Annotated in this window: 24 protein-coding genes and 1 pseudogene; 14 read left to right on the top strand and 11 right to left on the bottom strand. The window is 47.7% G+C overall.

Annotated elements, in window-relative coordinates:
• The first annotated feature begins 66 nt into the window (after positions 1-66).
• Positions 67-1791 (top strand): glycosyltransferase family 39 protein, encoded by a 1725-nt coding sequence (locus tag NDI44_RS06540; protein ID WP_190410469.1) that lies wholly within the window; start codon positions 67-69, stop codon positions 1789-1791.
• On the opposite strand, the gene NDI44_RS06535 is transcribed toward NDI44_RS06540, so the two are convergent.
• Positions 1788-2426, bottom strand: a complete 639-nt coding sequence (locus tag NDI44_RS06535) for a hypothetical protein (RefSeq protein ID WP_190410468.1) — start codon at positions 2424-2426, stop codon at positions 1788-1790. The two genes, NDI44_RS06540 and NDI44_RS06535, sit on opposite strands and share 4 nt — an antisense overlap.
• 206 nt (positions 2427-2632) lie before the next feature.
• On the opposite strand from NDI44_RS06535, the gene NDI44_RS06530 reads away from it, so the two are divergent.
• The gene (locus NDI44_RS06530; RefSeq protein ID WP_190410892.1) at positions 2633-3067 is read left to right on the top strand and encodes a hypothetical protein; all 435 of its coding nucleotides are present in this window, start codon (positions 2633-2635) and stop codon (positions 3065-3067) included.
• A 95-nt stretch (positions 3068-3162) separates the two neighbouring features.
• Here NDI44_RS06530 and NDI44_RS06525 read toward each other — a convergent pair whose 3' ends face one another.
• From NDI44_RS06525 to upp, 3 genes are all read right to left on the bottom strand, one after another.
• Entirely contained in the window at positions 3163-3444 is a 282-nt protein-coding gene (locus NDI44_RS06525; RefSeq protein WP_190410467.1) for a YggT family protein, read from the bottom strand.
• Positions 3445-3522: 78 nt separating this feature from the next.
• Positions 3523-3918 (bottom strand): hypothetical protein, encoded by a 396-nt coding sequence (locus NDI44_RS06520; RefSeq protein ID WP_190410466.1) that lies wholly within the window; start codon positions 3916-3918, stop codon positions 3523-3525.
• A 204-nt stretch (positions 3919-4122) separates the two neighbouring features.
• Positions 4123-4773, bottom strand: a complete 651-nt coding sequence (gene upp / locus NDI44_RS06515; protein WP_190410465.1) for a uracil phosphoribosyltransferase — start codon at positions 4771-4773, stop codon at positions 4123-4125.
• A 490-nt stretch (positions 4774-5263) separates the two neighbouring features.
• Here upp and crtH point away from each other — a divergent pair, with 490 nt between their 5' ends.
• Complete coding sequence (gene crtH, locus NDI44_RS06510; protein WP_190410891.1) at positions 5264-6787, top strand: carotenoid isomerase; 1524 nt, start codon at positions 5264-5266, stop codon at positions 6785-6787.
• Positions 6788-6866: 79 nt separating this feature from the next.
• Here crtH and NDI44_RS06505 read toward each other — a convergent pair.
• Together NDI44_RS06505 and NDI44_RS06500 are read right to left on the bottom strand one after the other, a co-directional pair.
• Positions 6867-7213, bottom strand: a pseudogene (locus tag NDI44_RS06505) (type II toxin-antitoxin system PemK/MazF family toxin).
• Positions 7213-7419, bottom strand: coding sequence for a hypothetical protein (locus tag NDI44_RS06500; RefSeq protein WP_190410464.1), 207 nt, complete (start codon positions 7417-7419; stop codon positions 7213-7215). Before NDI44_RS06500 ends, NDI44_RS06505 begins: the two are co-directional and overlap by 1 nt.
• A 209-nt stretch (positions 7420-7628) precedes the next feature.
• Between NDI44_RS06500 and NDI44_RS06495 the strand changes: the two genes are divergently transcribed.
• A complete protein-coding gene (locus tag NDI44_RS06495; protein ID WP_190410463.1) occupies positions 7629-8942 on the top strand; it encodes a pentapeptide repeat-containing protein in 1314 nt (437 codons plus the stop codon).
• A 259-nt stretch (positions 8943-9201) separates the two neighbouring features.
• On the top strand, positions 9202-10155 hold the full coding sequence (locus NDI44_RS06490) for a glycosyltransferase family 2 protein (RefSeq protein WP_190410462.1): 954 nt from the start codon (positions 9202-9204) through the stop codon (positions 10153-10155).
• A gap of 126 nt (positions 10156-10281) precedes the next feature.
• Here the strand turns inward: NDI44_RS06490 and NDI44_RS06485 are convergent, their stop codons facing one another.
• Positions 10282-11283: a Gfo/Idh/MocA family oxidoreductase gene (locus tag NDI44_RS06485; protein WP_190410461.1), complete on the bottom strand. Its 1002-nt coding sequence runs from the start codon at positions 11281-11283 to the stop codon at positions 10282-10284.
• A 421-nt stretch (positions 11284-11704) separates the two neighbouring features.
• Here NDI44_RS06485 and NDI44_RS06480 point away from each other — a divergent pair, with 421 nt between their 5' ends.
• On the top strand, positions 11705-12001 hold the full coding sequence (locus NDI44_RS06480; protein ID WP_190410460.1) for a ferredoxin: 297 nt from the start codon (positions 11705-11707) through the stop codon (positions 11999-12001).
• 240 nt (positions 12002-12241) lie between these two features.
• Here the strand turns inward: NDI44_RS06480 and NDI44_RS06475 are convergent, their stop codons facing one another.
• Positions 12242-13858, bottom strand: a complete 1617-nt coding sequence (locus tag NDI44_RS06475) for a SpoIID/LytB domain-containing protein (RefSeq protein ID WP_347276888.1) — start codon at positions 13856-13858, stop codon at positions 12242-12244.
• 299 nt (positions 13859-14157) lie between these two features.
• Here NDI44_RS06475 and NDI44_RS06470 point away from each other — a divergent pair, with 299 nt between their 5' ends.
• From NDI44_RS06470 to NDI44_RS06450, 5 genes are all read left to right on the top strand, one after another.
• Positions 14158-14421 (top strand): sulfiredoxin, encoded by a 264-nt coding sequence (locus NDI44_RS06470; RefSeq protein ID WP_190410890.1) that lies wholly within the window; start codon positions 14158-14160, stop codon positions 14419-14421.
• Between the two features lie 149 nt (positions 14422-14570).
• Complete coding sequence (gene dps / locus NDI44_RS06465) at positions 14571-15122, top strand: DNA starvation/stationary phase protection protein Dps (RefSeq protein WP_190410458.1); 552 nt, start codon at positions 14571-14573, stop codon at positions 15120-15122.
• A 91-nt stretch (positions 15123-15213) separates the two neighbouring features.
• Entirely contained in the window at positions 15214-15882 is a 669-nt protein-coding gene (gene grpE / locus NDI44_RS06460) for a nucleotide exchange factor GrpE (protein WP_339380861.1), read from the top strand.
• Positions 15883-16013: 131 nt separating this feature from the next.
• Positions 16014-16556, top strand: a complete 543-nt coding sequence (locus NDI44_RS06455; RefSeq protein ID WP_190410457.1) for a Dps family protein — start codon at positions 16014-16016, stop codon at positions 16554-16556.
• Positions 16557-16616: 60 nt separating this feature from the next.
• The gene (locus tag NDI44_RS06450) at positions 16617-17105 is read left to right on the top strand and encodes a hypothetical protein (RefSeq protein ID WP_190410456.1); all 489 of its coding nucleotides are present in this window, start codon (positions 16617-16619) and stop codon (positions 17103-17105) included.
• Positions 17106-17369: 264 nt separating this feature from the next.
• Here the strand turns inward: NDI44_RS06450 and NDI44_RS06445 are convergent, their stop codons facing one another.
• Positions 17370-18146 carry a DUF1350 family protein gene (locus tag NDI44_RS06445; RefSeq protein WP_190410455.1) on the bottom strand — a complete coding sequence of 259 codons (777 nt, stop codon included), beginning with the start codon at positions 18144-18146 and terminating at the stop codon, positions 17370-17372.
• Between the two features lie 176 nt (positions 18147-18322).
• On the opposite strand from NDI44_RS06445, the gene NDI44_RS06440 reads away from it, so the two are divergent.
• Together NDI44_RS06440 and NDI44_RS06435 are read left to right on the top strand one after the other, a co-directional pair.
• A complete protein-coding gene (locus tag NDI44_RS06440; protein WP_190410454.1) occupies positions 18323-19921 on the top strand; it encodes a Swt1 family HEPN domain-containing protein in 1599 nt (532 codons plus the stop codon).
• Positions 19899-22190: a hypothetical protein gene (locus NDI44_RS06435; RefSeq protein ID WP_190410453.1), complete on the top strand. Its 2292-nt coding sequence runs from the start codon at positions 19899-19901 to the stop codon at positions 22188-22190. The genes NDI44_RS06440 and NDI44_RS06435 overlap by 23 nt, the downstream gene beginning before the upstream one ends.
• Positions 22191-22328: 138 nt before the next feature.
• Here the strand turns inward: NDI44_RS06435 and NDI44_RS06430 are convergent, their stop codons facing one another.
• On the bottom strand, positions 22329-22838 hold the full coding sequence (locus tag NDI44_RS06430; protein ID WP_190410888.1) for a thermonuclease family protein: 510 nt from the start codon (positions 22836-22838) through the stop codon (positions 22329-22331).
• A gap of 270 nt (positions 22839-23108) precedes the next feature.
• Positions 23109-23372, bottom strand: coding sequence for a hypothetical protein (locus NDI44_RS06425; RefSeq protein WP_190410452.1), 264 nt, complete (start codon positions 23370-23372; stop codon positions 23109-23111).
• 284 nt (positions 23373-23656) lie between these two features.
• Between NDI44_RS06425 and NDI44_RS06420 the strand changes: the two genes are divergently transcribed.
• The gene (locus NDI44_RS06420) at positions 23657-25384 is read left to right on the top strand and encodes a nucleoside transporter C-terminal domain-containing protein (RefSeq protein ID WP_190410451.1); all 1728 of its coding nucleotides are present in this window, start codon (positions 23657-23659) and stop codon (positions 25382-25384) included.
• The last annotated feature ends 40 nt before the right edge of the window (positions 25385-25424 follow it).

Below are 25424 nucleotides of genomic sequence, written 5' to 3'. Positions count from 1 at the left end.
CTAATATATGTCAAGTTTCACCTAACTTGACTGCACTTTAACCTAAATTCTAATTTCGTCAATATTATGAGCCGAAGCTTCACAGTTCCTAAATCATCGCGGCGCTGGTTGTCGCTGGAGATGTTGCTCCTAGGCGCGATCGCGATCGCTGTTTTGTTAAGAATTATCTATCTAGGCAGCCGAGAATTTTGGTACGACGAAGTTCTATCCCTGATCCTCGCCAGCGGTCACGGCGTTGACTATCAAGCTCCGGGAGCGCAACCCGTCAACCTGCGGGACTACAGCGCTTTATTGATCCCACGAGCCGGTGATGTCGTAGGAACGATCAAAGATGTCTATAAAGGTATCTTGGGCGATGTCCATCCGCCCCTTTCTTATTTCAGCCTGTACTTCTGGCTACAGCTATTTGGCAATAGCGAAGCTGCCTTACGAGGTCTGGGCGCATTGCTGAGTATAGGTGCAATTGGCGGTGCTTACGGATTAGGACGTTTTGTGATGGGACATCGCGGCGGACTGATTTTTGCTGCCTTACTCGGTACAAATCCTTTCTATTTATTCCACTCTTTAAATGCCCGGATGTATGGCCCGCTGATTTTATGGACGATTCTCAGCACCTGGGCAATGCTGCATCTGGTTGACACAAAAGGAGCAACAGAGAGTGTCCGAGCCTCCGAGTGGGAAATTGAACCAGACGCCACGCCATCATCCCATCATCCCAGCAACCGCTCATCGATTCTCTGGAGTGCGATTCTGATTGTTTCAGTCGCTGCTGGACTGCTGACGCAGTATCTTTTTGTCTACTGGGTGATGACCCTAAGCATCTTTGTCCTCATCTTTGACCGGCGGCGGTGGTGGCAGCACGGATTGCGTTTGGGGGCGAGTGTATTGCTGTGGATGCCTTGGTTTGTTTGGGGAACTCGGAAGCAGGGGCGTCTGGGTGAAGTGGGCAATCAGTTTTCCAAGGGAAATCATTTCGCAGATGTTACCCAAACCTTGAGCAGTCACTTGTTACTGGGAGACTGGGTGGGAGATGTCGTCAAAACTCCCGCAGAAGCGACCCTCGCGATTGTGGCAGGGTGCCTGATAATTTTGTTGCTAGCCGGGTGTACCTTTAGCCTCTGGCGGCAAGCAAAGCGTCGTACCTTATTCATGGCTTTGTCACTGGGAATTTTGCCCCTGTGCATTGCATTTGCAGTGGATATTCTCGCTGGCAAATACACGATTGGCTTTGGCGGTGGAAGGGCACTGATTTTTGTTTTGCCTGGATGCTTGCTATTAATTGCTTTATGGCTGGAACGGGCGGCGGGACGCTGGCGCGGAGTAGCGGTAGCAGGTTTGCTGCTGTTGTATCTGGGCATCAGCATCGGGGACTTCAGCACGAGAAACCGCTCGATGTTCCATCAGATAGCAGATTTGATTCAACAGGAACCTACAACGCCAACTTTAATCGTGATGAACTCCCGCGCTTGGGGTCACATTCTGCGTTTGGCTTATTATCTTCCTCCCACTGCCCCGGTTCAGCTATTAGCACAGCATCCTGCCGACCTTGCACCTGCTTTAGAAAAAGTTCTGACAAGCGGACAAGCAACGCAATATCCTCGGATTCTCTGGTTAGAGAGCGCTCGTCCTGTGAATAAGGCTCCCAAAACGGAGGCAGAAAAACAGCAAATTCAGCAGGAAATCCAGCGAGTTTTGCAATCTCGTTACCAGTTGGCGCAAACGCAGCAGCTATCGGGAACCACGATTCTGGATGAGTTTGCGGTTAATCTTTACAAGAATCGGAATCTCTAATTTTTGGGCCATTGCCAGTTAAAACGATTCCATTCGTAAATGCCTTGAATCTCATACTCGCTGCCATTCTCAAACCGGATAATGCAGTTAGTATGAGAGACCCCGCTCTCTGTGGTCTCGTAAACCCCAACCACCGTGCAGGGAAACCATTCGCGGCTACAGGGGCCGTTTTCTTGCACCCACTCCCACAGACCATTAGAAACCTCAATGCGATCGCCTACTTTCAGCTTTAACCCTTGCTTGCCTTCCCGCTCATAATACTCAGCCAGATGAACCGGCTGAATGCGATAGAGCCACCCAAAGCCATAGCGATCGCGTAAAAATTGCATCGCTCCCGAATCTTGATTATTCAACCAGTCATTGAGTAACGTAATCTTCCAAGAGCGATTTTGTCTTTCTTGTTCCTTGACAAATTGCAGTAAAGCTTTGACTTGTTCTGCTGTAAGTTCCTCCAATGGATTCGCACCATCGGCATTTTCATCACCACTCGCCGGGTTCTCCCCTTGGGCACCCAGCAGTTCCTTGACAAGAACTTGCAGCAGAATTTGCTTCTGCATATCGCTGAGAGGATATACAGCCTCCTCACATAGACTAAATGCTGCTTGCAGTGCCGCTTCAATCTCAGATCGGGTCACAATCAATTCCTTACTTTGGAATGGATCGCCACACAGCAGAGCTATCTCGGTGATTCTGAGTGGGAATGCCCAGACTTAGAGCGCTCATTAAGGGCGATCCCCTATTATCGCAGAATTGTCAAGATATCCCGAAGCTCCTGTTTGACTAGATTCGCGCTAAGCTGAGGGGTGAAGTTCCCAAAAAACCTGAAGTCATGGTACGGTTTATGCGATTTCGAGCTGTGTCTATTTTTTTCATCTCTTGCCTTATCGGAGTTGTGAACTTGCTGTTTACTCCTCCGGCTTTGGCATTGACACAGATTAAACTGTCTGAACTTTCCTACCATGACTGCCCATCCGAGTTAGCAGATGGGGCGGTTATGAGTACTGGCGCTTCCAGAGCCGCGAGTTGCTACATAGTTACCGGCAAAGCTCAAAATGACTCTGATAAATATGTCTACAACGCCGATATTTTTGGTCGCATTTACGACGCGAATGGCGACTCGGTAATGCAAAACCGAACGCGCCTCGGTTCGATCGAAGAAGTGCCGCCTGGAGTCAGCGATTTTGAACTCAGGATCTCGGTTGCTGCAAATCAACCGACACCCTTGCAGCTCAAGCAATTCAAAGCCGCTGGATTTAACGGTACAGTCCGCCGTTAACAAGTCCGCCGTTAATAAGTCCGCCGTTAACATCTGATTGCAAGGATTTTAGATTATAGATTCACTCCAAAATCCAAATCTAAAATCCTTTGACCCTAAAAACCCGGAGTGAATTGAATACTGGAGAACAATCCAGCCAGAATTTGCAGCACAAAAATCGCTAAAATCGGGGAGATATCCAGACCACCCAACGGAGGAATAATCGAGCGAAAAAGGTTGAGGTAAGGGTCTGTAATTGGACTCAGGGTGGAAGCTATCTGGTTCATCCAATTGACTGTCGGAAACCAAGTTAAAAGAATCCGTACAATCAATATGAACATATACATGTTCAGAAAAGTGGAGATCGTATTGATCAGTAATTCGGCTGAAGAATTCATCGGTGTTGAAGGTTCCTTGTTAAAATTGGTGAACGCTTGAAACTTGAAGACAGTTTAACGGATTTACCGGATTGAAACTTAGGAATCTTGATTAAGCGATGTTCCTAGGGAACGACCCCTTTCAGAAATTCGTGCTGTATCTGAGGAAGAAAATCGCTCCCGCTCTAGTTCTGTACTTTTGCCATTTACATTGCCTAGCTGTGTCCGGACTTCATCAATTGCTGCATTTAACTGAGCAATTTTATCCTCTAAGCCTCGCCGTGCAAATTCAATACTCTCTGAATCCTTTAGCTGACGCTTTTTCCCCTTGCTCAACTTCGCTTCTGACGAGCCAGGATTGAGCAGAGAGGCGTCAGTTGTGTCAGTTTCGGACGCGCGTCCAGAAGCAACCAGCGCTCCGACAATTCCACCGACTAGACCGCCAACTATCGTTCCAGCCAGAAATCCACTGCCAAAACTATCGCGCTGACTCATCTTAAAATTACCGTTGTTTTTTTTCTTGTTGCAACTGTTTTCAGGTTAACTTTTTGCTGACCTCGATGCCTACCAGTCTAAGGAGTCATCTGTTCAGTTGTCAGTCGTCCTAAGTAAGAAATCTGAACACAGATTTCATCTTTGATTGCTCATCTTTTGGATACCGCTTTGGATACCGCTTTGGATACCGCTTTGGATACCGCGTCAGGTGCCAAACGTGCGATCGCCTGCATCTCCCAGCCCCGGTACAATATACCCGTGGCTGTTCAAACCCTCATCAATCATTGCCGTATAGACAATCAAACCCGGATACGCGACAGAAAGCTGTTGCAGAGCGGGTGGCGCTGCCACAACCGAAATAATCCGCATTAAAGCTGGGTCAACGCCTCGCTGAGTCAGTTCTGCGATCGCCCTCATCATGGTTCCACCCGTCGCCAGCATCGGATCGCAAATTAAAACCCGCGTTTGAGGGTCAAGCCGTTCCGGCAATTTATTCAGATAACAGCTAACTTCCAGGGTTTTCTCATCCCGCACCAAACCGATATGGTAAATCGACGCCAAAGGCAGCAACGTCTGCGCCCCATCTAATAACCCCAATCCTGCCCGTAAAATCGGCACCACAACCAGTGGCACCTCTGGATTGATAAATGTAGCCGGACATTCAGCCAGGGGCGTCTGTACGGTTGTTTCTATCGTCGGCAACCATTCTCTAGTTGCCTCATAAGTCAGCCAGCGCCCCAGTTCCGTCATCGCGCTTTTAAACAGCACCGATGGCGTCGCAGCATCACGAGCAACAGCCAACCAATGTTTAATCAGTGGATGGGGAGGAACATAGACACGCAGTTGGAGAGTCATAGTTGCGATTTTGGCAGTCAGATGCCAGCTCAAAGACCTGACCTATCATAGAACCTCCTGGGATGTCTGAAAACCCAGAATCAATCTGGGTTCGGTTTCTTTGTCACCAAACCCCACGCCAAAAGCATTTGTGGGGTAACGAAAAGCCCACAATTCCAACTAACTTGGTTTTTTCTATTGAAAATAACTTGCAATAGTATTGACATCTATTTTCAACAAGGCTATATTTATTTTCAGTGTTCTCCTCTCATTAAGGATCGGCAGGTGGGGCTGGTTAGCAGTAGCAAGCTAGTCCCCATTTTTTTTAAGAGGCAAGACACAAGCCCAATAAAAGCAGCCTTTAGCTCATGCAGTCGCTCATATGAGTCTGGTGAGATAAATTAGACACCAAAGGGCTTGAGTTATTGGTTGAGTTGTTGGCAGCGGGGCATTTTTGTGTTACTCCCTAATAGGGATTGAAATGAGTAAAATTTTCCCTTACTGCTGCCTCATGCCTTCAACTACCGTTAAATCTCCATCTGCACAAACGTTTGATGCCATCGTGATTGGCTCTGGAATTGGAGGGCTGGTAACAGCCACCCAACTGGCAGCCAAAGGCGCTAAAGTTCTTGTACTGGAAAGCTACTTAATTCCAGGTGGCAGTGCCGGATACTTTGAGCGGCAGGGGTATCGATTTGACGTTGGGGCGTCGATGATTTTTGGGTTTGGGACTCAGGGCACCACCAATCTGCTCACCCGCGCTCTAGATGCTGTGAATGTCAGTCTGGAAACCATCCCCGATTCCGTCCAGATTCACTACCATCTTCCCGCCGGTTTGGATCTAAAAGTTCATCGCAATTATGAGAAGTTTTTGCAAGAACTCACTGCCTACTTCCCCCACGAACGGGAAGGGATTCGACGCTTCTACGACGAATGCTGGAAAGTTTTCAACTGCCTGAATGCGATGGAATTGCTGTCGTTGGAAGAACCCCGGTATCTGACACGGGCATTTTTTCAGCATCCCTTAGCCTGTCTCGGCTTGGTAAAGTATTTGCCTCAAAATGCTGGTGATATTGCAAGGCGATACATCAAAGACCCGCAGCTACTGAAGTTTATCGACATGGAGTGCTACTGCTGGTCAGTTGTCCCCGCTGACCGGACACCGATGATTAATGCAGGGATGGTGTTCTCAGACCGGCACTACGGCGGCATTAACTATCCTAAAGGGGGTGTAGGACAAATCGCCCAAAAACTGGTGGAGGGGCTGGAAAAAGCTGGGGGACAGATTCAGTACAAAGCTAAGGTGACGAAAATTATTACCCAAGAGGGTCGAGCAGTAGGCGTCGAGTTGGCAAATGGAAAAGTCTATGGAGCCAAGCGGATTATTTCTAATGGGACGCGCTGGGATACTTTCGAGAAGTTACTGCCAGTAGAAGAGATGCCAGCGGCTGAGAAGAAGTGGCAAAACCGTTATCGAAAATCGCCGGGTTTCTTAAGTTTGCACTTAGGCGTTAAGGCAGATGTGCTGCCACTGGGTACGGACTGTCACCACATTTTGCTAGAAGATTGGCAGAAGATGGAAGCGGCGCAAGGCACGATCTTTTTGTCGATTCCTACGTTACTCGATCCGGATTTAGCACCAGAAGGTCATCATATTCTGCACGCCTTTACCCCTGATTGGATTGAAAATTGGCAGGGACTTTCTTCTAGCGAATATGAACAGAAAAAGGAAGAGGCAGCAGGACGAATCATTGAGCGGCTAGAGAAGATTTTCCCCGGTTTAGATGCAGGGTTAGATTATCTGGAAGTCGGGACGCCCCGCACGCATCGGCGCTTTTTAGGTCGTGCAGATGGTACGTATGGCCCAATTCCTAGAAACAAGTTATTAGGACTATTGGGAATGCCATTCAATCGAACTGCGATTTCGGGACTTTATTGTGTGGGAGACAGTACGTTTCCAGGGCAGGGTTTAAACGCGGTGGCATTTTCTGGTTTTGCTTGTGCCCATCGCGTGGCGGTAGATTTGGGGTTGTAAGGGTTTTATCGAACCCCAGACGACTCCCTAGGGCGCAGAGGAAAGAAAACAGCGGATTTCTGGCTGCTGATTGCACAAGTTACATTATTTGAAATGCCCGAATCATCACTTCGTTCAATTGTTGCATTTGCAGAATACCCAACTCTCCTAAGCGTCTGATGATTAATCTACGTTCAAGGGTAGCAATTCGAGTTACCCTAACTTTAGAAGAACTCGCAATCCCGTGCTGGAAAATTCTGCGTCTGAAATATTGAGAGCAAATTCTTCAAGACTTAAGCTGGTGGCATTTTGAGAGGAAATGAAGCAAAGAGTCACTTCATCTATTGCAGAACTTGCCGTCAGCACTAACGCAGGACGTAATTTTGTTGTACTTAAGTCTGTAAAGGGAAAATTAACTAGGACAATATCTCCTTTTTTAAGTCTCACTAGATTGCTTCTCCATCCTCGAGGGTGTAAATATCAGGTTCATTGTGGAGAAAATCAAAAGCTCCTCCGCTTTGTACAAGGTGCGCTAATTCAAGGGTTGAAGGGTAGGGTATATTGCTAAATAGTTTTTCTTCAAGTAGCGATCGCTCATCCGGTGGCAGAGATAAAATAACTTGGACTAGGGATTCAACTAATTGGGTATTCATGAATTATTCTCCTGGTTTCTGTTGAATTACTTGTTTTATGATAGCGATCGCGTCTTTCTCGAACTACAGGGAAAAGAGGAAACAGAGCCATCGCATTCAGCGCCATTTGCCCTTAACACTTGCCTGCTCTATTAGATAAAATCTTGTTGACTGCCGCAGCCGCTACCATAAAGCATGGGTTTACTGCGCCTGCTTGACGAATTAACACAATGACGACAGAGCCTAATCCTTCCCAGTCCAATTCACCGTCAAACGCTCAAGATAGTGGCAATGGTAACAGACCTGCTGTGAACAGCCCGTCGCAGATGCAATCGCTGACACCGTCCGGACGGAACCAATACGAGCAACATTTGGCTACCATGCCGCGATCGCTGGTGCTGTCTAAAAAGAATCCAGTTGTTCCGCAGGGAACGCCTATCGTCCTGATAGCGATCGCCTTAGTCATCCTAGGGTTAGCAATTAATAACTTCTGGATCGGGATATCAGGAGCGATCGTCGGGCTAGTCGTATCGCTGCGGATGCTATGGCTTGGTTTGGAACCCGTGCTGGATGAGATGCTACCGCCAAAACAGCGAGCTGTCATCGTCGCCATCGTCGGAACAATTTTATCGCTCATCAGCTTGCTCAAGTTCTCTGGTATCAACCAAAACATCGGCAAGTGGTTAAACCAGCAAAAATGGGACGAACTCGGTTCCCTGGCAGAATGGACAGGAGCTGTAGGGCAAATTTTCATTGCCGTCATCGCCGTATACGTGGCGTGGCGACAGTACATTATTTCCAGAGACTTGACCATTCAGCAAAACTCCCTGACGATTCAGCAAAACCTGATTACTCAGCAGCAGACGATCGATACTTATTTTCAGGGCATCTCCGACCTAGTATTAGATGAAGAAGGATTGCTCGAAGATTGGCCTCAAGAGCGGTTACTAGCCGAAGGGCGTACCGCCGCTATCTTGAGCAGTGTAGACGCCAGCGGGAAAGCCAAAATTCTGCGGTTCTTGTCCAGTTCTAAATTGCTAACTCCCCTAGAACGCGATCGCCGCCTAGGTCGAGCTATCTTTGACGGACTGGGAGGCTATGCAGAAGACCGCGTCAACGGCGTGCGCGTTATCGACTTAGGAGTCATGTTAGCGAAGGCAGATTTGTCTGGCACCGACTTGCGCCGCACAGACTTAAGCGAAGCCAATCTTGTTGGTGCTAACTTAAGCAATTGCGATTTAGTCAAGGCTAATTTCTCTCGCACCATCTTGTATGAAGCGAATCTTGCCGGTGCCGATTTCAAAGCCACCCGTTTGTTCTATGGTCCGGGGGAAACTGCGACCCCTCGCACTCATACTCAACCTCCCTACGCTAACTACAAAACAGGTGCTTATACGGGCGCTGTAGTAGAAAATGCCGACTTCACCGACGTTGAGGGACTCTCGGAAGAACTGCGCCAATATTGTTGTGCTTGGGGTGGCGAAAAAACCAGAGCCACAATTCCCGGTGGTTGCGAAGGCATTCCTAACAAATTGGAACGATAATTCGTAGCTGTTAGCGATTAGTCATTAAATAGAGGGACTTAATTATTTGCCGGATGAGTAGGGCGACTAAGCGTTACTCATCAAACCTTATCAATGTATGGTTTTGTCCCTCAATCCAAACGACAAAATGACAGGATTAAATTCAGTTATCCTACTTAGTCATCAGTCCTTTGCGATTGACGAAGAGCGAATAAGTAATGACACTTGACCAATGACAGCGATTCACTAAAAGTTATTGGCGAATCGTTAACAGCTAATTATGAACCCCAAATATTCCTTCATCATTCCCATCTATAACGAAGAGAAAAGCATCCCCGAACTTTATCGGCGGATGAGTGCGGTGATGGAGCGGCTAGATGCCCCAACGGAGCTAATTTTAGTCAACGATGGCAGTCGCGATCGCTCTTTACAAATGCTGCGCGAATTGCATGAAAAAGACCCGCGAGTTTGCTACTTAAGCCTTGCCCGTAATTTCGGTCATCAGATTGCTGTCACCGCAGGTCTTAATTTTGTTCGGGGTGAAGCAATTGTTATCCTTGATGCCGACTTACAAGATCCCCCAGAATTGATTCCAGACATGGTGGAAAAATGGCAACAAGGCTATCAAGTCGTCTATGCTCAGCGCATCAAACGCCACAAAGAAGGCTGGTTCAAGCGCTTCACCGCCTATGTGTTTTATCGTCTTCTCAAGCGTCTGGCAAATGTAGACATCCCTACCGATACAGGCGATTTCTGTCTAATGGATCGACAAGTCGCAGATATCCTTAATTCGATGCCTGAGCGCAATCGTTATATCCGGGGACTGCGTTCTTGGGTAGGCTTTCCCCAAACCGCCGTCTACTTCGAGCGTCACCCCCGCTTTGCTGGCGAGGTGCAGTACACTTTCAGTAAATCTTTGTCATTGGCAGTGAATGGATTAGTCTCCTTCTCAAAAGTACCGCTGCGGCTATCTACTTATGTCGGCTTATTCGCGGCAGCGATCGCTCTAGTGATGGCGATATTAGTTCTGTATTGGCGCATTTTTGTCCCCAATTCTCCTTTAACCGGGTTTACCCTGATTCTGGTAGCAATTTTCTTTCTCGGTGCCGTGCAGCTGGTAAGTATCGGTATCCTAGGAGAATATATCGGGCGCATCTATGAAGAAGTTAAAGGCAGACCCCTGTACACTTTAGCGGAAGTCGCCGGTTTCAAAAATGTAGCGAGTCGCAAGTAGAAATTAGAAACTTTTTTAAAGCTAATAACATCAATATTTTCATAAAATCTGGCAGAGATCCGCTTCAAGTTGAGCTGGCGTTGCCAAGTGCCTTAACACAAAGTTAATTGACTACCCTAACAGCGCTTAAACTAAAACTGTCTGCCTAGTTTCTGCTGAACGACGGGCGGCATCGGCAACTTTGAGGGCGTATAAGCTAGCCTCTGGGGTAACATACAGCGGCGTGCCTTCAATCAAGTGGTCTAAAACCATGCTGGTGTCTTTGGCAAATAAACCCCGACGCCCTCCCACTTCAATCGGTGTTGTCTCGTTCTCTTTGATTAGCTTGCCTTCATCTCCATCGAAAATTAATCCCCCCTGTTCTCCGTGAACCTCAAAACTTCGGGATGGTTGCCAGAGATTTTCCCCTTTTCCATAAATCACCTCTGCTACCACGCCGCTAGTAAACTTTAGCTGGGCTGTGCAAAAACAGGATTCGTAGAACGCCCCCCCGCCCCAATACCGTGCTTGACAGCTAACGGTAGCAACAGTTCCAAACAAATCAGTTAGGCGATGGATGCGAGAGAGGGCACCGCACAGAGGAAAACCAAACAATTCTGGGTGATAAGTCCAGCGCTGGGGTGCTGGGTGCTGGGGATTGATGGTGCTGTAACGGGCGTAAAAGACTTCTCCAATTTCGGGTAAGGATTGCCGCAGTGCTTGATGCAAACCGCCCAGAATTTCTATATGCTCGACGTGCAGGAGTTGGTTGCGATCGCGTGCTAAGGCAATGAGTGCTTCTGCTTCGGCAACGTCCAAGCACAGGGGATATTCGACAATAACGTGTTTGCCAGCTTCAAGTGCGGCACGCGCGATCGCTCCATGCTGCTGGTTTACCGTGCAGATGACGATCAAATCGATATCCTCGCGCCCCACTAAATCTTCCCAAGATGAAACGGCTTGGCAAGAGTAGGTTTGACCAAATTCCTTTGTGCTGTCCGGGGTATGTCCGGCAACGGCTACTAGCTGGGTTCTATCTTGGGATTGAAATGTTTGCGCCCGGAGTTTAGCTGCATATCCGGTTCCCACCAGCCCGACACCGATTGGGAGCTTGCCAGACCACGCAGGATGAGACACTGATGTTGGCATTTTAAAAATGTGTTGTTGCTAACAGTAAAAAATTATCCGGTGATTAATCTCTAAATTTTTCAGTTCATCTGTCTGAATTTAAAGATTAATTGTTGTTATTAATTCTTTCTATAATTACAGCTAATATATTTACCCCGAAGAAGGTATCTCGATGTTCTCGAGGAATTGTCAGCTGAACATCGTATCACTGGTCTACCATTCCATTGATAAGTATAAGTAATTAGGATTGAATCTTAAAAGTTTATTACGAATACCATTCACACCATCTATTGATCTCGTGTTGAAGGCTCTGGTTTTTCCCGTAGTATCTAAAGAGGAAGTGAACCTAGTAAGCAAACCTTTACCTGAGCTTAGTCTAGCGAGGAAGGTCGCTCTACTCTGAATTACTACTGCCATTTCGACTACTTGAGAGGAACGCTACATGGCTTATAAAGTAAGGTTAATTAACGAAGCCGAAGGGCTGGACACCACGATTGAAGTTGAAGGCGACGTCTATATTCTTGACGCCGCAGAAGATCAAGGTCTCGATCTGCCCTACTCCTGTCGCGCTGGTGCTTGTTCAACCTGCGCTGGCAAAGTGACGGAGGGTGATATCGATCAATCTGACCAGTCTTTCCTGGATGACGATCAGATTGAAGCTGGCTATGTCCTGACTTGCGTGGCTTATCCCAAGTCGGATTGCACCATCATGACCCACCAAGAAGAAGAACTCTATTAAGAAAACCAGTCAGTGGTTGGTTGTCAGCGATCGCAGACAAGAAAAAACAACGTACAACGGATATCAGTAAAAGACGCGCTATTATTGGCGTCTTTTCAAACCAGCAACTGACTTGTATGGGCGGGTTGATCGATAGGATGGACTATTTACAGATATCTGGATTAAACCCGCCGCCAAATAACTGACAACTTCTAAGCTTTTTAGCAGGGACACTCTTCCAGTGTCCCTGCTTGATTGTTTTCAGGAGTTGGGCAACGCTTTTGTATTTTGATCCGGGCCGAAGGTAATGGACTGGTTGAGAGGCTGGATTTGGGCACCAGGATAGTAGAAGTTGAGAATCTGCTGACTTGACCAACCCGCTTTCGCTAAATTGAATGCGCCGGTTTGGCTCATGCCGACGCCATGCCCCAATCCGCCCCCAGTAAAGGCATAACCTTTTACGGTTTTGTCTGCGCCATAGATAGGTTGTAGGTAGAAAAGGGTGCTGCGGGGTGGTCGGAAGGCACTGCGGATATCATCCTTATGGATCTCAACCACGCCGGTGTCGGTTTGCACCGCCAGTCGGATAATCCGTCCGGAGGGCGATCGCTCTGCTACCCGCAATTGCTTAATTGCTTTAAAGGGAGTATGGGGAGTCTTTGTCCGCTTGAGATAAAGCTGCAAATCTTGGGTAATCTGAGCGATACTGCTGGCTTTACTCCAGCGAAACCAATTGCCGCCAGTTTCGTGAAATCCTTGTTTCAGGCTGATAAACCGCTGGAAATTTTGTTCTTGAGCTAAAGACAACTGCGGGTTCCAAATTGTCCCAGAGGAATCCACCACGGCTTGGAGATACGGGCGATCTGGGCCATTCCAGACATCATTAAAGGGCGCACTGATGCCACCGCTGGTACTGGAATAAAGGGCATCCACCAGTTCATTCTGGTAAGTTAGCACTTGACCTTTCGTCGCCGCGATCGCTTTGTCTGTTGTCGGTACGGTGCCGGTGAGACCCTTGTAGACTTGGCAGTGGGTGTCTGCACACAGTTCGTACCCATCCACTGTAAACCGCCGTAAGTTCCGCAGTGCATAAGTCCGAGCAATGATTGCCTGCGCTTCCGCCGCCGCATAGGGGGCACCGCCATCCAGTTCGTGCGGTACGACGCCCCGCAGATAAATTTCTAAGGGTACTTGATTGACCAGGGTGTAAGTGCCGTAAGCGTTGGGTTGCAGCCGCAACGAGCCAGCGTAGAGAACGCTATTTTTCGAGTTTTTGCCTTTTGTCACCTGGATCGGGTGTTTGCCAGGGATAATCTCTATCTGGTCGCGATCGTACCGAAAACCATTCACCACGAGAGACGCTTTGGGCACTTTCTGCACCACTTCCGTCTCCAAATACGCAGCGCGATCGCCTTGAGCTTGAAGGTTCTGCAACAGCCAGCGGCGCACTAAAGGCGTTTTATAAACATCGCGTTTTGCCCACACCTGCCAGCGTTCCGGCTGCGCTACCTCAACCTCAATTCCCTTGGCTTGCCACGCTTTGGCACTGTCTTCCGCCATCTCAAAACTCCGATAAATGCCCAGGACAAGCCGTTCCTCTAACGCAGGTGCTGGTAGAGGTTGCATGGTCACTTCTAGCTTGGCACTGGTGGTTTGCAGGGTTTGTTGGCGATCGCCTGTATTAAAGCGCAACATCAAGCGATCGCCCGATGTTGCCTGCAACGTCATTTGGTCGGGTTCCTCACCAAATCGCTGCACAACCCCCACTTTCAGTTCCACATCATTGCTACTGGGTGCCGGTCCAGACGCCGCTGTGAGTCCTATCAGCCCAAACACCGTCAAAATGGTGCGCGACCAGTGACCTAAACGTTTTCCCATCCCAGCCGGACGAGTGAATTTCCGACTTTGCGATTTGGTTTTTACCAAATTCTGCCTCAAGGTACATCCCTTTTTTTGCATGGACTATCTGAGGATAGAAGATTTTTCTTCAAAGCTGACTCTATATTTTGTCTCAACCTACGCAGCTAGTTGTTCCATCTATTGTGATAGACGCCAGGACGAATAGATCGGGGATGAACGACAATCTTCAGCTTAATTTAAAGTATCCAAATGTCAAGTCGAAGTCATTCCGAGTATGATTTAGAAAGAAACAACAGATGGAGACAGCTACTCGTCCTATGGTAAGGGTGCAAGAAATACCCCTGCAAAAGATTCATCGTCCTCTGCCGCGACAAACTGACCAAGCCAAAGTAGCGGCTTTGATGGAATCCATTCAAGAAATCGGTCAGCAAGAACCCATCGACGTGCTGGAAGTAGATGGAGAATACTATGGTTTTTCCGGCTGTCATCGATTTGAAGCTTGTCAGCGCTTAGGTCAAGAAACAATTTCTTGCCGGATTCGCCGCGCACCGCGCTCTGTTCTGAGAATGCATTTAGCTTGAGTCTTCAAAAACAAGCTTTCCAGCTCAAAATTCAGCCTGTACTGCGAATTAGTATCCTCGATCGCAGTTTATCTTGTCCTAAGCGTGCAAAGATAATCTACAAAAGTCTGTGCTTTTCTATACACTTCCATCTAAAAGGATCAAGGCATATGAGTAGTATCAATCATCATCAACGTCTCTACCCGACTAGCATTGACATCGCCGCAGAAACTCGCTCTAAGGTAATCGAGCTTCTGAACCAAACCGTAGCAACCACCCTTGACCTAAAAACTCAGGTAAAGCAAGCGCACTGGAATGTTAAAGGAATGGACTTCTACCAGTTACACCAACTTTTTGATGAGGTTGCTACTGAGTTGGAAGAATTCACCGATCTGTTTGCCGAAAGAGTCACCGCTCTAGGAGGGATGGCGATGGGAACGGCTCGGATGGCGGTAGCTGCCTCTATTTTGCCAGAGTATCCGATCGATATCATCGACGGCAAAGACCACATTATCGCTTTGGCGGAACGCTTTGCACCTTATGCCAAGTCGCTGCGCCAAAATATTGATGCTTCAGCCGATTTAGGCGATGCTGATACCGCAGACCTTTACACAGAAGTGTCTCGCGCGATCGATAAGCGGTTGTGGTTCTTAGAAGCGCATCTGCAAACTGGAACCCTAACCTCTGTTGGCACAAGACAAGCAGTTGCCAGTAAACATTAATTACTGACAGTAGGGGCGCACAGCGAGTTGTGTGCCCCTAGGAGCTTTCAATAATTAAAACGCACCTGCGGGGCGAACTGAAAAAGCAAACGTGGTAAACGAACCAGATTCTGTACAGCAATTTGCCCGCCAGTTGCAGCAACGGATGCAACTGCTGGGGATTTCTAGTTATAAAGCTTTGAGTCGGCAAGCTGGAGTTTCGGAACGACAAGTCAAGCGACTGCGACTGGGACAAGTTTCGCAGATGCGAGTAGAAACTCTGATCAAGCTCTCCCAAGCTTTGAAAGTGCCAGTGAATGAGTTACTGACCACCTTTGGGGATAGGAAACCGCCAGCGCTGGGAGAGCAGATAAATCGGGAGCATGAGTTGGCGTCTTTACAGCAAGAGTATCAGCGGCTGCGATCGCTCTTAGAACAGCAGCGAGAAACTTTAATGCAGGAATTCCAGATGTCGAGTCTGCAAGTTTTAGAATCTTTTTTGTTGTATTGGCCTACCGCAGCCGCCAGAGCTTTAGAGAATCCCCAGATGGAAGCGGTGAAATTGCTGCCATTAGTCCGACCTGTGCAACAGATGCTTTCTCAATGGGGAGTGGAAGCGATCACATCTGTCGGTGCAGAACTCCCTTACGATCCGCAGTTCCATCAACTCATTAAAGGAACTGCTCAACCTGGAGAAATTGTGAAAGTCAGTAATCTCGGCTACCGCCAAGGAGAGAAACTGCTGCACCGCGTCAAAGTCAGTGCTATATCCAAAGCTTGAGCCTACCCATCTGACTACGTTCAAACCCACGCAATATCAAGCGCTCGACTAATCTCCCCTTTGGCTGATGAATCCCCTGTATAGATTTGTTGCACTAGTAAGAGTGATTATCGCTGGAGAACACAACAATTATGCGTCCTTTAAACATAGGTTTAACAGAAGAGCAGCGTCAAGGCGTGACGGATTTATTAAATAAAGATCTGTCGGATGCCTACCTGCTATTGATCAAAACCAAAAAGTACCACTGGGATGTGGTTGGCCCTCAGTTCCGCTCCCTGCACCAGCTATGGGAAGAACACTACACCGCGTTGACGGAAAGCATTGATGCGATCGCTGAGCGAGTTCGCGCCTTGGGTGGTTATCCCGTAGGAACTGCGGAAGGCTTCCTGAAGTACGCTTCTATTAAAGAAGATCCGGGTACTCTTCCCAACGCATTTCACATGGTAGAAAACCTCGTGTCAGATCACGAACTGGTTATCCGCAACCTGCGCGAACACATCGATCAGTGCGGTGATAACTTCCACGATCAAGGTACCGCTGATTTCCTCACCGGCTTGATGGAACAACATGAGCAAATGGCTTGGATGTTGCGTTCCTTCATCGAAGGTGAATCCATTCAGCCAGACGGCAGACTCTCAGCAGAAGGTTTGAAAGTTCCCGTCAACATGAAGTAATTCATTCGCAAAAGTAGACACTGAGGAGGTAGATTAAGTTCTACCTCCTCAAGTTTTTTTATGCAGCCAGAACTGAGTCCTACTGAAGCAATTAAATTAGCTAAACAAGTAGCTAATTTGCTACCATCACCACCACGAATTTATCAGAATCAGAATGGGTGTGTTCAAGAATGGCCTGATTCCCCTGGTTCGGAAAATATTTTAACTTTACAGTATGTAGGCGGTGTTTGCATTCCAACTGAGTGCTACCCTAAGATAACGCTGCTCACTATTACCTTTGAAGGCGAAGCTGCTAAACAACAAAACGATTCGGTCACTCTAGTTCAAAAATTAAAGAATAGAATTTTTTCCCAAAAAAGCAATTCCTCCGTTCACTTACCTGTGGGAGGGGAAAACATAATATTTGTTTGTAAGTGGGACAGCCCGTATAAAAGGGGGGAACTTAAACACAGTTGGTGGTTTCATGTTGCTACAGACCACCAAGTTAAGTTTATTCTTGAGTCAGGAGATAATTTAATTTCCTACGATGATGGGCCGCCGCGTTGCTGAAGTAAACAATAAAATTAGTAGGACTTTCGCAGCTAGTTGATGCTCAAGAAAGAAAAGCACAATCTATTATTGTGCTTTGCTAATAGCAATCCTATTTGAGTGATGAGATGCCAGCAATGTCAGATACCCTAATTCTCTCTCGAAGCCGGGGATCTTGCCTTTAGGAATCCTTTAGGACTGCTATAACACGAGCTTTCTTTCTTGCCTTGTTCAGCCTACACGCAGCAGTTACACCATTGCTGCTACTAAATATTCAAGTAATTGTTAAGTAGGAGAGAAAGGCTGTAACCAGCGGAGAATTTCTCTTTTCAACAAATTCAGCTCTTTGTATAAAATTTCTTGCTTCACCCATTGACCAACAGCATCAAACGGTGTGAAGTCCTTTCCCGCTTGCCAATTGACATCTTGACCAAGCGGTGTAATATGACTTCCTGGTAGCATTTGCATGGCTACCATCCCCGAAAAGCGCTTTTGCAATACTTCAGTTAAGCCAGTAGATTGGTCAAGCGTATCGTTAGAGAATTTTATCAGTAAATTGCGCGGGACACTGTATTTATCAGCAATTAGCTTGTTAGTTTCCACCGGCGAAGGTGTAAACTCGACATTAAAAGCTGGGCTGAAATTAAACTGCTGCACAAATGGGATGGCTTCGCTAGCGGTGTAGTTATTAAAGGAAATCAGGATATTACCCGCACGTTCGACAGAAAAAAGACTACCAATGAGCAAATGCAGTTTGCAACCCATACTGTGTCCGAGTCCGTAGACTGGGAGATATCGCCGCCGCAATAACGCTTTTGCTCGTAATTGTTCGATGGCGCTATCGAAGCTGAGGAGAACGTTGCCTGCGATCGCGCTATGATCTAGCGTATTCACAAACGGCGTCGCAATCACCGCATAGCCTTGATTCCCCAGTTGTTCTAATAACCAGCGATAAGTGACGTGGGGTGCAGCCGCCACAAATGCGCCCCCAAGAAAATGCACAATTCCTACAGGATGTTGGGGAATTAACACCCAATTACCGGATATTTCTTTCCAGTCCATGAAGCGATATTCGCGTTGTTAATACTTCTTCATCTTAAAGCTTGCTTGCCGGAGGTGGGAGCGATCGTTCCTTATTGAGAGTATTTCTGGAAAGGTCAACTCATGCCAAGATAGCCATAATGATTGGGTCACAATGGGATTAGATAGCTGAGTGTGGGATTAGGGAGAGCAGAACAATGGCTAAGAGCGCTCGGAAGCCATTTGACAGGGAACAAGAAGAGCTTCTGCTTAAAAATCACGAGCGGGTTGGCAGAGGACTGATTTTTCTCGCTCAGGGACTCCAGCCATTTGTCGAGAGTCAGATGCAAAAGTTTCATGGCGATGGCTGGGAGGAGGTTGCTAAGGAATGTCTGGGGGATAAGGATTTTCACATTGAGAGCGATCGCATCAACCTAGAGGATTCCCAAGCACTGATTCAAGTGATTATCAACCAACGGCAAGAGGCGTTTGAGTCTGTCCTAAGTCGCAACGATATTGATTTGGTGTTCAAGCTGAGAGATGTACGCCGGAAATGGGCGCATCCACGCCTGAAAGACTGGAACAAGCTGCAAGATTTTACCCCCAGCTATACTTACCGGGAACTGGATAAGATGCACCAGTTACTTAGTGCTATCTCTGCTGAGGAGGCGGTAAAAAAGGTGGAAGCCTTGATGCAGGAGGTAGTGCCGTTACTGCAAGGGAAGAGTCAAGCTGAAGACAAGGAACAGCAGAAGCTAATTGAGGAGAAGACGGAGGGGTTTGTCGGGCGTGAATTTGTGTTTGAGGCAATAGAGAAATTCCTGACCAGCCAGCCTAACGGCTACTTTATTATTGAAGGCGAACCCGGTATCGGCAAAAGTGCAATTCTCGCCAAATACGTTCAGAAAACTGGGTGTGTGGCTCATTTCCATGTTCGTTCCCAAGGCATCACCAGTGTTGAACGATTCCTCAAGAATGTCTGCACCCAACTGATTTTCCGCTACAATTTGCCCTACTCCTCACTACCACCCGACGCCACGCGAGACGGTCAATTTTTCGCTCAACTGCTGGGTGAAGTCAGTGCCAAACTTAAACCGGGTGAGCGGCTGGTAATTGCTATTGATGCGCTGGATGAGGTGGATCAGGCTGACCACACTGGTGCAAATCTCCTCTACCTGCCTACTAGGCTCGACAAGCGTGTCTACTTCGTGATGACCCAGCGACCTGGCACTCTACCCTTAACCGTTAACACGCTGCCGCATCGGTTCGACTTGATGCAACATCAAGAGCAAAGTTTACAAGACATCCAGACTTACATTCGTGGTGAGATTAAAGAATCGTCGCAGCTACAGGCGTGGATTGATGAGAAGGGGTTGACGGTGGAGGAGTTCGTCACTCAGCTAGCGAACAAGAGCGAGAACAATTTCATGTATCTCAAATATGTGCTGCCAGACATCGAGAGCGGCAAGTACGGAGATTTGAGCACTGAGAATCTGCCGCAAGGTCTGGAGGCTTACTATGAAGATCATTGGCGGCGGATGGGGATGATGACTGAACCCCTGCCAATGCACAAGGTTGCGATCGTGTATTTCCTTGCTGAACTTCGCGAACCTGTGTCACGCCGACTGCTTTCTGAATTGTCTGGTGAAAGGGCTGTGACGGTGCAGCAGGTACTCAACGAGTGGAAGCCGTTTTTGCGTGAAGTGCAGGTTGATGACGAAACTCGCTATAGCGTCTATCACCAAAGCTTCTCTGATTTTCTGTACCGCAAAGATATTGTTCAGGCATACGGCGATGACTTTTCTTCAGAAAATTAAAGCGCGAATTGTCGATAAGTTTAGCGGGGGTGTGGGAACCAAGGATATTGGGAAACAGTTAGATAGCTTGGTGTCTGAAGATAGAGACTATGGCTTAAAGCATTTACCGTATCACATGGTTGAGGCTGGTCGTTTCGAGCAATTGCACCACTGGCTAACTGATTTTGATTTCATCCAGGCAAAGGTTTCTGTTTTGGGAGCGCAAGCGCTAATTGAAGATTATGACTTAGCTTTGAAGCCTGAGGTTTTGCTTTGTGGGGAAAAAGCGGAGACTCTAACATTAATTCAAGGGGCAATTCGACTATCAGCACACATTTTAGATAAGGACAAAACACAACTGGCTGGGCAACTGTTGGGGCGTTTGCTATCTTTTGAAGTGTCAGAGATTCAGGTGATGCTGAAACAGGTAGCGCAACAGAAAGATGCTCCTTGGTTGCGTCCTCTAACATCTAGCTTGATGCCGTCTGGTACACCTTTGCTACGTACCCTCTCAGGTCATATTGGACCGGTAGATGCAGTGGTGGTGACACCGGATGGCAATCGGGTTATTTCTGGTGCTGAGGACTACACCCTCAAAGTCTGGGATGTGGAAACTGGAAGAGAACTTTACACCCTCAAAGGTCATCTCGGCTTGGTAGAAGCTGTAGCAGTTACACCAGATAGCAAGCAGGTCATTTCCGGTTCAGCGGACGAGACTCTCAAAATCTGGGATTTGGAAACTGGAAGAGAACTTTACACCCTCGAAGGTCATACAAGCTTAGTTTACGCTGTAGCAGCTACTCCAGATGGTAAGCAAGCAATTTCTGGTTCCCATGACAACAATCTTAAAGTTTGGAATCTGGAAACGCGAGAGGAGATTTTCACTCTAGAAGGCCATACCGACAGGATAGCAGCTATAGCAGTGACTTATGATGGCAAGCACGTGATTTCTGCGTCAGCTGACAACAATCTCAAAATATGGGATTTATCAACTGGAAAAGAACTCTTTACTCTCAATGGTCATACCCAGTGGGTTGAATCTGTAGCGGTGACACCAGATGGCAAGCATGTAATTTCTGGCTCACAAGACAAAACCATCAAAATCTGGGATTTGGAAACGGCAAGAGAGCTTTTTACCCTAAAAGGTCATACCCACTCAGTAGAATCTCTGGCAGTGACACCAGATGGTAAGCGGTTGATTTCTAGTTCACGAATCATTATTAAAGTCTGGAACATAGAGACTAGAAAGGAACTTTTCTCCCTCATTGGTCATAGTGACTGGGTAGGGACTGTGGCAGTAACCCCAGATAGCAACCATGTGATTTCTGGTTCATATGACGAAACTATCAAAATCTGGAGCCTAGAAGCGGGAAAGAAACTGTCTATTCTAGAAGGTCATACCGATTCAGTAAATATTTTGGCAGTGACCTCGGATGGAAAGAGAGCAATTTCTGGTTCAATCGACAAAATGCTCAAAGTATGGGATTTAGAAGATAGAAAAGAACTTTTCACTCTAAAAGGTCATACTAGCTCAGTAAAATCTCTAGCAGTGACGGCAGATAACAAACGGGTGATTTCTGGTTCAGATGATGGAACTCTCAAAGTCTGGAGCCTAAAAACAGGCAAGGAACTTTTCACCCTAATAGATTATCCTAATTCAGTAGAATCTGTGGTAGTGACAGCAGATAACAAACAGATTATTTCAGTTTCATACGATAGGACTATCAAAGTCGATAGTACTATCAAAGTCTGGAGCCTGGAAGCTAGAAAAAAAGTTTTTACTCTAAAAGGTCATACACGTTTAATAGAACCTATGGCACTAGCACCAAATGGCAAGGCTATGATTTCTGGGTCAGTTGACAATAATCTCAAAGTCTGGAATCTAAAAAAAGCTTGGGATCTAAAAACGGGAAAGGAGCTTTTCACCCTAGAAGGCCATACTGGTTCAGTAGCATCTGTAGTAGTGACACCAGACAGTAAGCGGGTGATTTCTGGTTCCTGGGACAACACTATCAAAATTTGGAGTCTAGAAGCGGGAGAAGAACTTTTTACCTTAAAAGGTCATACCGCCTGGGTACAAGCTGTGGCAGTAACACCGGATAGCAAGTGGGTAATTTCTGCTTCATCTGACAATACCCTTAAAGTCTGGGATTTGGAAACTCGGAAGGTTATTGCCAGTTTCAGGGGAGATGGTGAGTTACTAGCTTGTTCAGTTGCGCCGGATGGGGTGACAATTGTAGCGGGTGAGGCATCGGGGCGAGTGCATTTTCTGCGATTGGAAGGTGTGTAGTAGATGGGGAGGCGATAAGCACCTGCTACTCACACAAAAATGCGATCGCGCTGACAAAAAGAGAATGCGATCGCCTTTGCTTACCCAGCGCTTTTTGCGAAGGCTCAAAGTATATTCGTTCTCTTCCTTACCGCTCTACTAACTCCGACTGCCCTGAGTGCGGCGGAAATCCCACGGCATCATCGGTTGAGCTTGATTCCAAAAACCCAGACGTTGCTTTTTAGCTGCTGCCTGTGCTTGCAGATATTGGTTTTTGGTAGCAGGGCAATTGTTTAAATGTTGCGGGTAGACAACGGCTTGACCTTCTTTCACCATTTGAAGGTTTACCGACTGATTGCCTCGGTAAACTTCCGCCACAGTTCGCCCAGACTTGTCTGTATTCACCACCCTTAGCCGCACACTCTGACCAGGGACTAGAAGCTGCTTGAGGCGATTAGCCGATCGATCGCCCCACGGTTTCTGCTCTCTTTCAGGCGCATCAATACAAGCTAGCCGAATTCTGAACTGTTTGGTGCCTTGGTTTACCGTAACATCATCTCCATCTCTAGCACTTACTACTTGAAATGAGGCGTTTTGGGCTAAGCTGTTGCCGCTCAAAGAGGCAAAGGCAATCGTTAACACAGCAGCAGGCAGGGTTTTTGCAAACATTGATAGATTCATGGCAGTTGTTGTGAACGCCTTGTAAAAGACGTAATTTCTAAATTTCCGATATGCGATCCGAAGGCTGCGCGGTAGCGCAATCGCTCTTTTGTTTACGGCTGACACAATCGTGCGATCAGCCTAGAGGCTTCGCTTCGCTAAGGCGCTCAACCAGAGGAAATGCGTGAAACGTTCGCGTAGCGTTCTCGTTCCTCGAAGGGGTTCCCGAAGGGTAGAGTAGCTATCCCGTCGGGAGTCGCGCTTTACTTCTATAAAGCATCACTCGTCAATCGCTGGAGGCTCGCGCTTTAATAAATCAGAGGGAGGGCGATCGTTACTCCACGCCCACCAAACACAACCACACTGGCACTGATAAAACTCCTGCCATTTTCGGCGATAGTCTTCCGTCATCACGGGCGATCGCCGGTTGAGCCAAACCTGTTGCGCTTCCCTGGAGGAAGCCCGACAGTTAGGACAGCAAAACTCGCGGGCGTGAGTAGCAGATTCGATCCATTTGGGAGGAACTGAGTCAAAAGCTTCCATGTATTGAATTTGCGGGTAGTTAACTGCCCAAGAGCAGCATTCTTCAAGCTGGGACTGCTCTAGCTAAGTTGTTTCCTTGTGTTTAGGAATTCTTAAGTTTGAATAAGATACAGGCTTCTGTGCTTATTTTAAAGCTGTAGTAGTACTGAAGCGCCTCATTTTCAGGTATTGTCTTGGGTGTCCCGTGTCATCCTTCTCCAGGCGGGGATAAAGCCGAAAAACGCGCTGATTTGTAGGGGACGGCAAACTGGGAAGCACTCTCTCAAGAAATAAGGATTCAGCCCATGTCTCATCCTTTTTATCTCAACCTTATCTCCTTTTTCGGCCTTTTTGGTTTATGCGCGATCGCATGGCTCTTTTCCGAACACAAGCGAATCATCCCTTGGCGCGTCATTATCTGGGGCATCGGGTTGCAATTAGTCTTGGCTTTTTTGGTGTTCAAGTTTCCCCCCACGCGAATCGCACTGGAGCGGTTTACGACCTTACTAGACGCGGTGTTTGTCGCTGCTGACACTGGGGCGCGGTTTGTCTTTGGGAGAAATATTGTCCCCATCCCCGGTCAAGATCCACCAATCAATCTTGGCTATATTTTTGCTTTTCGCGCCTTACCAACAGTAATCTTTTTCTCCGGACTGATGGCGCTCCTCTACAACATCGGCGTCATTCAAGTTATCACCGAGCTATTTGCCAAATTATTTTATTGGACGATGCGCCTGAGCGGGGCGGAAGCGCTCAGCGGTGCCGCGAATATTTTTGTGGGCATCGAGGCGGCGATTGTCGTCAAGCCTTATCTGCCAAAAATGACCCGTTCGGAACTGTGCGCGATTCTAGCGTGTTGTTTTGGTACGGCTGCCTCTTCAACCCTAGCAATTTACGTCAGTTTCCTCAGACCTGTCTTTCCGAACATTTTGGGACACTTAGTATCGGCGTCGATTATGGCTATCCCCGCCTGTTTTGTGATCTCAAAAATTTTAGTGCCAGAAACCGGAACACCGCTGACGCTGGGCGGTATTCCTAGCGAGAAAACAGCCAAGGAATTTGAGCAAAATGAGTTTGAGGAAGTCGAGAAGGAAGGAACGTACAAACAGGAAACCGTAGCTGGAGAACCCATTGAGCGAGTCAGCCCCTTAGATGCGGCAATTGTCGGCTCTTTAGATGGGGTGAAGATGGCGGTAGCGATCGCTGCCGTGCTGATCTTAATCTTGGGTTTAGTGTCTTTAGTGAATCAATTTTTTGGTTGGTTGGGCGGTTTACCCGGAGCAGTCGGTGACTTATTCAAAGTTGTCACTTTAGCAAATATTCAAGGAGTCTTGTTTTATCCCCTAACAATCTTAACCGGCGTCCCCTTTAGCGAATCTTGGACAGCGTCTGTGATTATTGGGCGACGACTCTTAGAAACCGCAATTCCTCCCTATCAAGCGTTAGCAGAAGCCGCCCAAGCGGGAACTGTAAGCGATCGCACGGTGTTAATCGTCAGTTATGCCCTCTCCGGATTTGCCCATCTGGCTTCGGTGGGAATTTTTGTCGGTGGCACTATTGCCCTCATCCCCTCGCGGCGCAAAGATATCTCCGAACTCGGTTGGAAAGCGCTATTTGCTGGCACGCTGGCGACAATGATGATTGCCTGTCTAGCTGGCATATTTGACACTGGAGATCCCAGTATTTTGGGTGTACAGGGCGCTCCTGCTTCTATCACCGCTCCGGCTGCTAGCCCAACGGTGTCTCCTGCTCCCGGTACGACAGTTTCCCCTGTACCAACGTCAACACCCGTTAACCCAGCGATAACGCCCTTACCGGCTACAACGATTTCACCCGAACCAACGTCAACACCTGTTAGCCCAGCCCTAGCGCCCTCACCCGCAACTCGGCTGCAAGCCCCCGCCACAAAACCTCCGGCGACACCCAGAGCGACAACAACACCCAAGGCGACGCCTAGAGCTACCACTCCGCCCACTCAGCAAGCTCCTAAACCCAAGCCTACGGCTTCAGCCGTTCCGTCTCCCTCCCCCTAAAACTGAGGATTGTGGATTTATTTCAACTTCCTGGGTAGGG

Origin of the sequence: Trichocoleus sp. DQ-A3, from assembly GCF_039961975.1 — a bacterium.
GTDB lineage: Bacteria > Cyanobacteriota > Cyanobacteriia > Cyanobacteriales > FACHB-T130 > FACHB-T130.
The sequence above is the reverse complement of the archived record's forward strand: the minus strand, read 5'-3'. Positions and strand labels throughout refer to the sequence as shown.

Bases quoted from the DNA above. Each gene is read 5' to 3' on its own strand.
- NDI44_RS06540 (WP_190410469.1), top strand. From the start codon at position 67: ATGAGCCGAAGCTTCACAGTTCCTAAATCATCGCGGCGCTGGTTGTCG.
- NDI44_RS06530 (WP_190410892.1), top strand. From the start codon at position 2,633: ATGCGATTTCGAGCTGTGTCTATTTTTTTCATCTCTTGCCTTATCGGA.
- NDI44_RS06525 (WP_190410467.1), bottom strand. From the start codon at position 3,444: ATGAATTCTTCAGCCGAATTACTGATCAATACGATCTCCACTTTTCTG.
- NDI44_RS06520 (WP_190410466.1), bottom strand. From the start codon at position 3,918: ATGAGTCAGCGCGATAGTTTTGGCAGTGGATTTCTGGCTGGAACGATA.
- upp (WP_190410465.1), bottom strand. From the start codon at position 4,773: ATGACTCTCCAACTGCGTGTCTATGTTCCTCCCCATCCACTGATTAAA.
- crtH (WP_190410891.1), top strand. From the start codon at position 5,264: ATGCCTTCAACTACCGTTAAATCTCCATCTGCACAAACGTTTGATGCC.
- NDI44_RS06500 (WP_190410464.1), bottom strand. From the start codon at position 7,419: ATGAATACCCAATTAGTTGAATCCCTAGTCCAAGTTATTTTATCTCTG.
- NDI44_RS06495 (WP_190410463.1), top strand. From the start codon at position 7,629: ATGACGACAGAGCCTAATCCTTCCCAGTCCAATTCACCGTCAAACGCT.
- NDI44_RS06490 (WP_190410462.1), top strand. From the start codon at position 9,202: ATGAACCCCAAATATTCCTTCATCATTCCCATCTATAACGAAGAGAAA.
- NDI44_RS06485 (WP_190410461.1), bottom strand. From the start codon at position 11,283: ATGCCAACATCAGTGTCTCATCCTGCGTGGTCTGGCAAGCTCCCAATC.
- NDI44_RS06480 (WP_190410460.1), top strand. From the start codon at position 11,705: ATGGCTTATAAAGTAAGGTTAATTAACGAAGCCGAAGGGCTGGACACC.
- NDI44_RS06475 (WP_347276888.1), bottom strand. From the start codon at position 13,858: ATGGGAAAACGTTTAGGTCACTGGTCGCGCACCATTTTGACGGTGTTT.
- NDI44_RS06470 (WP_190410890.1), top strand. From the start codon at position 14,158: ATGGTAAGGGTGCAAGAAATACCCCTGCAAAAGATTCATCGTCCTCTG.
- dps (WP_190410458.1), top strand. From the start codon at position 14,571: ATGAGTAGTATCAATCATCATCAACGTCTCTACCCGACTAGCATTGAC.
- NDI44_RS06455 (WP_190410457.1), top strand. From the start codon at position 16,014: ATGCGTCCTTTAAACATAGGTTTAACAGAAGAGCAGCGTCAAGGCGTG.
- NDI44_RS06450 (WP_190410456.1), top strand. From the start codon at position 16,617: ATGCAGCCAGAACTGAGTCCTACTGAAGCAATTAAATTAGCTAAACAA.
- NDI44_RS06445 (WP_190410455.1), bottom strand. From the start codon at position 18,146: ATGGACTGGAAAGAAATATCCGGTAATTGGGTGTTAATTCCCCAACAT.
- NDI44_RS06440 (WP_190410454.1), top strand. From the start codon at position 18,323: ATGGCTAAGAGCGCTCGGAAGCCATTTGACAGGGAACAAGAAGAGCTT.
- NDI44_RS06435 (WP_190410453.1), top strand. From the start codon at position 19,899: ATGACTTTTCTTCAGAAAATTAAAGCGCGAATTGTCGATAAGTTTAGC.
- NDI44_RS06430 (WP_190410888.1), bottom strand. From the start codon at position 22,838: ATGTTTGCAAAAACCCTGCCTGCTGCTGTGTTAACGATTGCCTTTGCC.
- NDI44_RS06425 (WP_190410452.1), bottom strand. From the start codon at position 23,372: ATGGAAGCTTTTGACTCAGTTCCTCCCAAATGGATCGAATCTGCTACT.
- NDI44_RS06420 (WP_190410451.1), top strand. From the start codon at position 23,657: ATGTCTCATCCTTTTTATCTCAACCTTATCTCCTTTTTCGGCCTTTTT.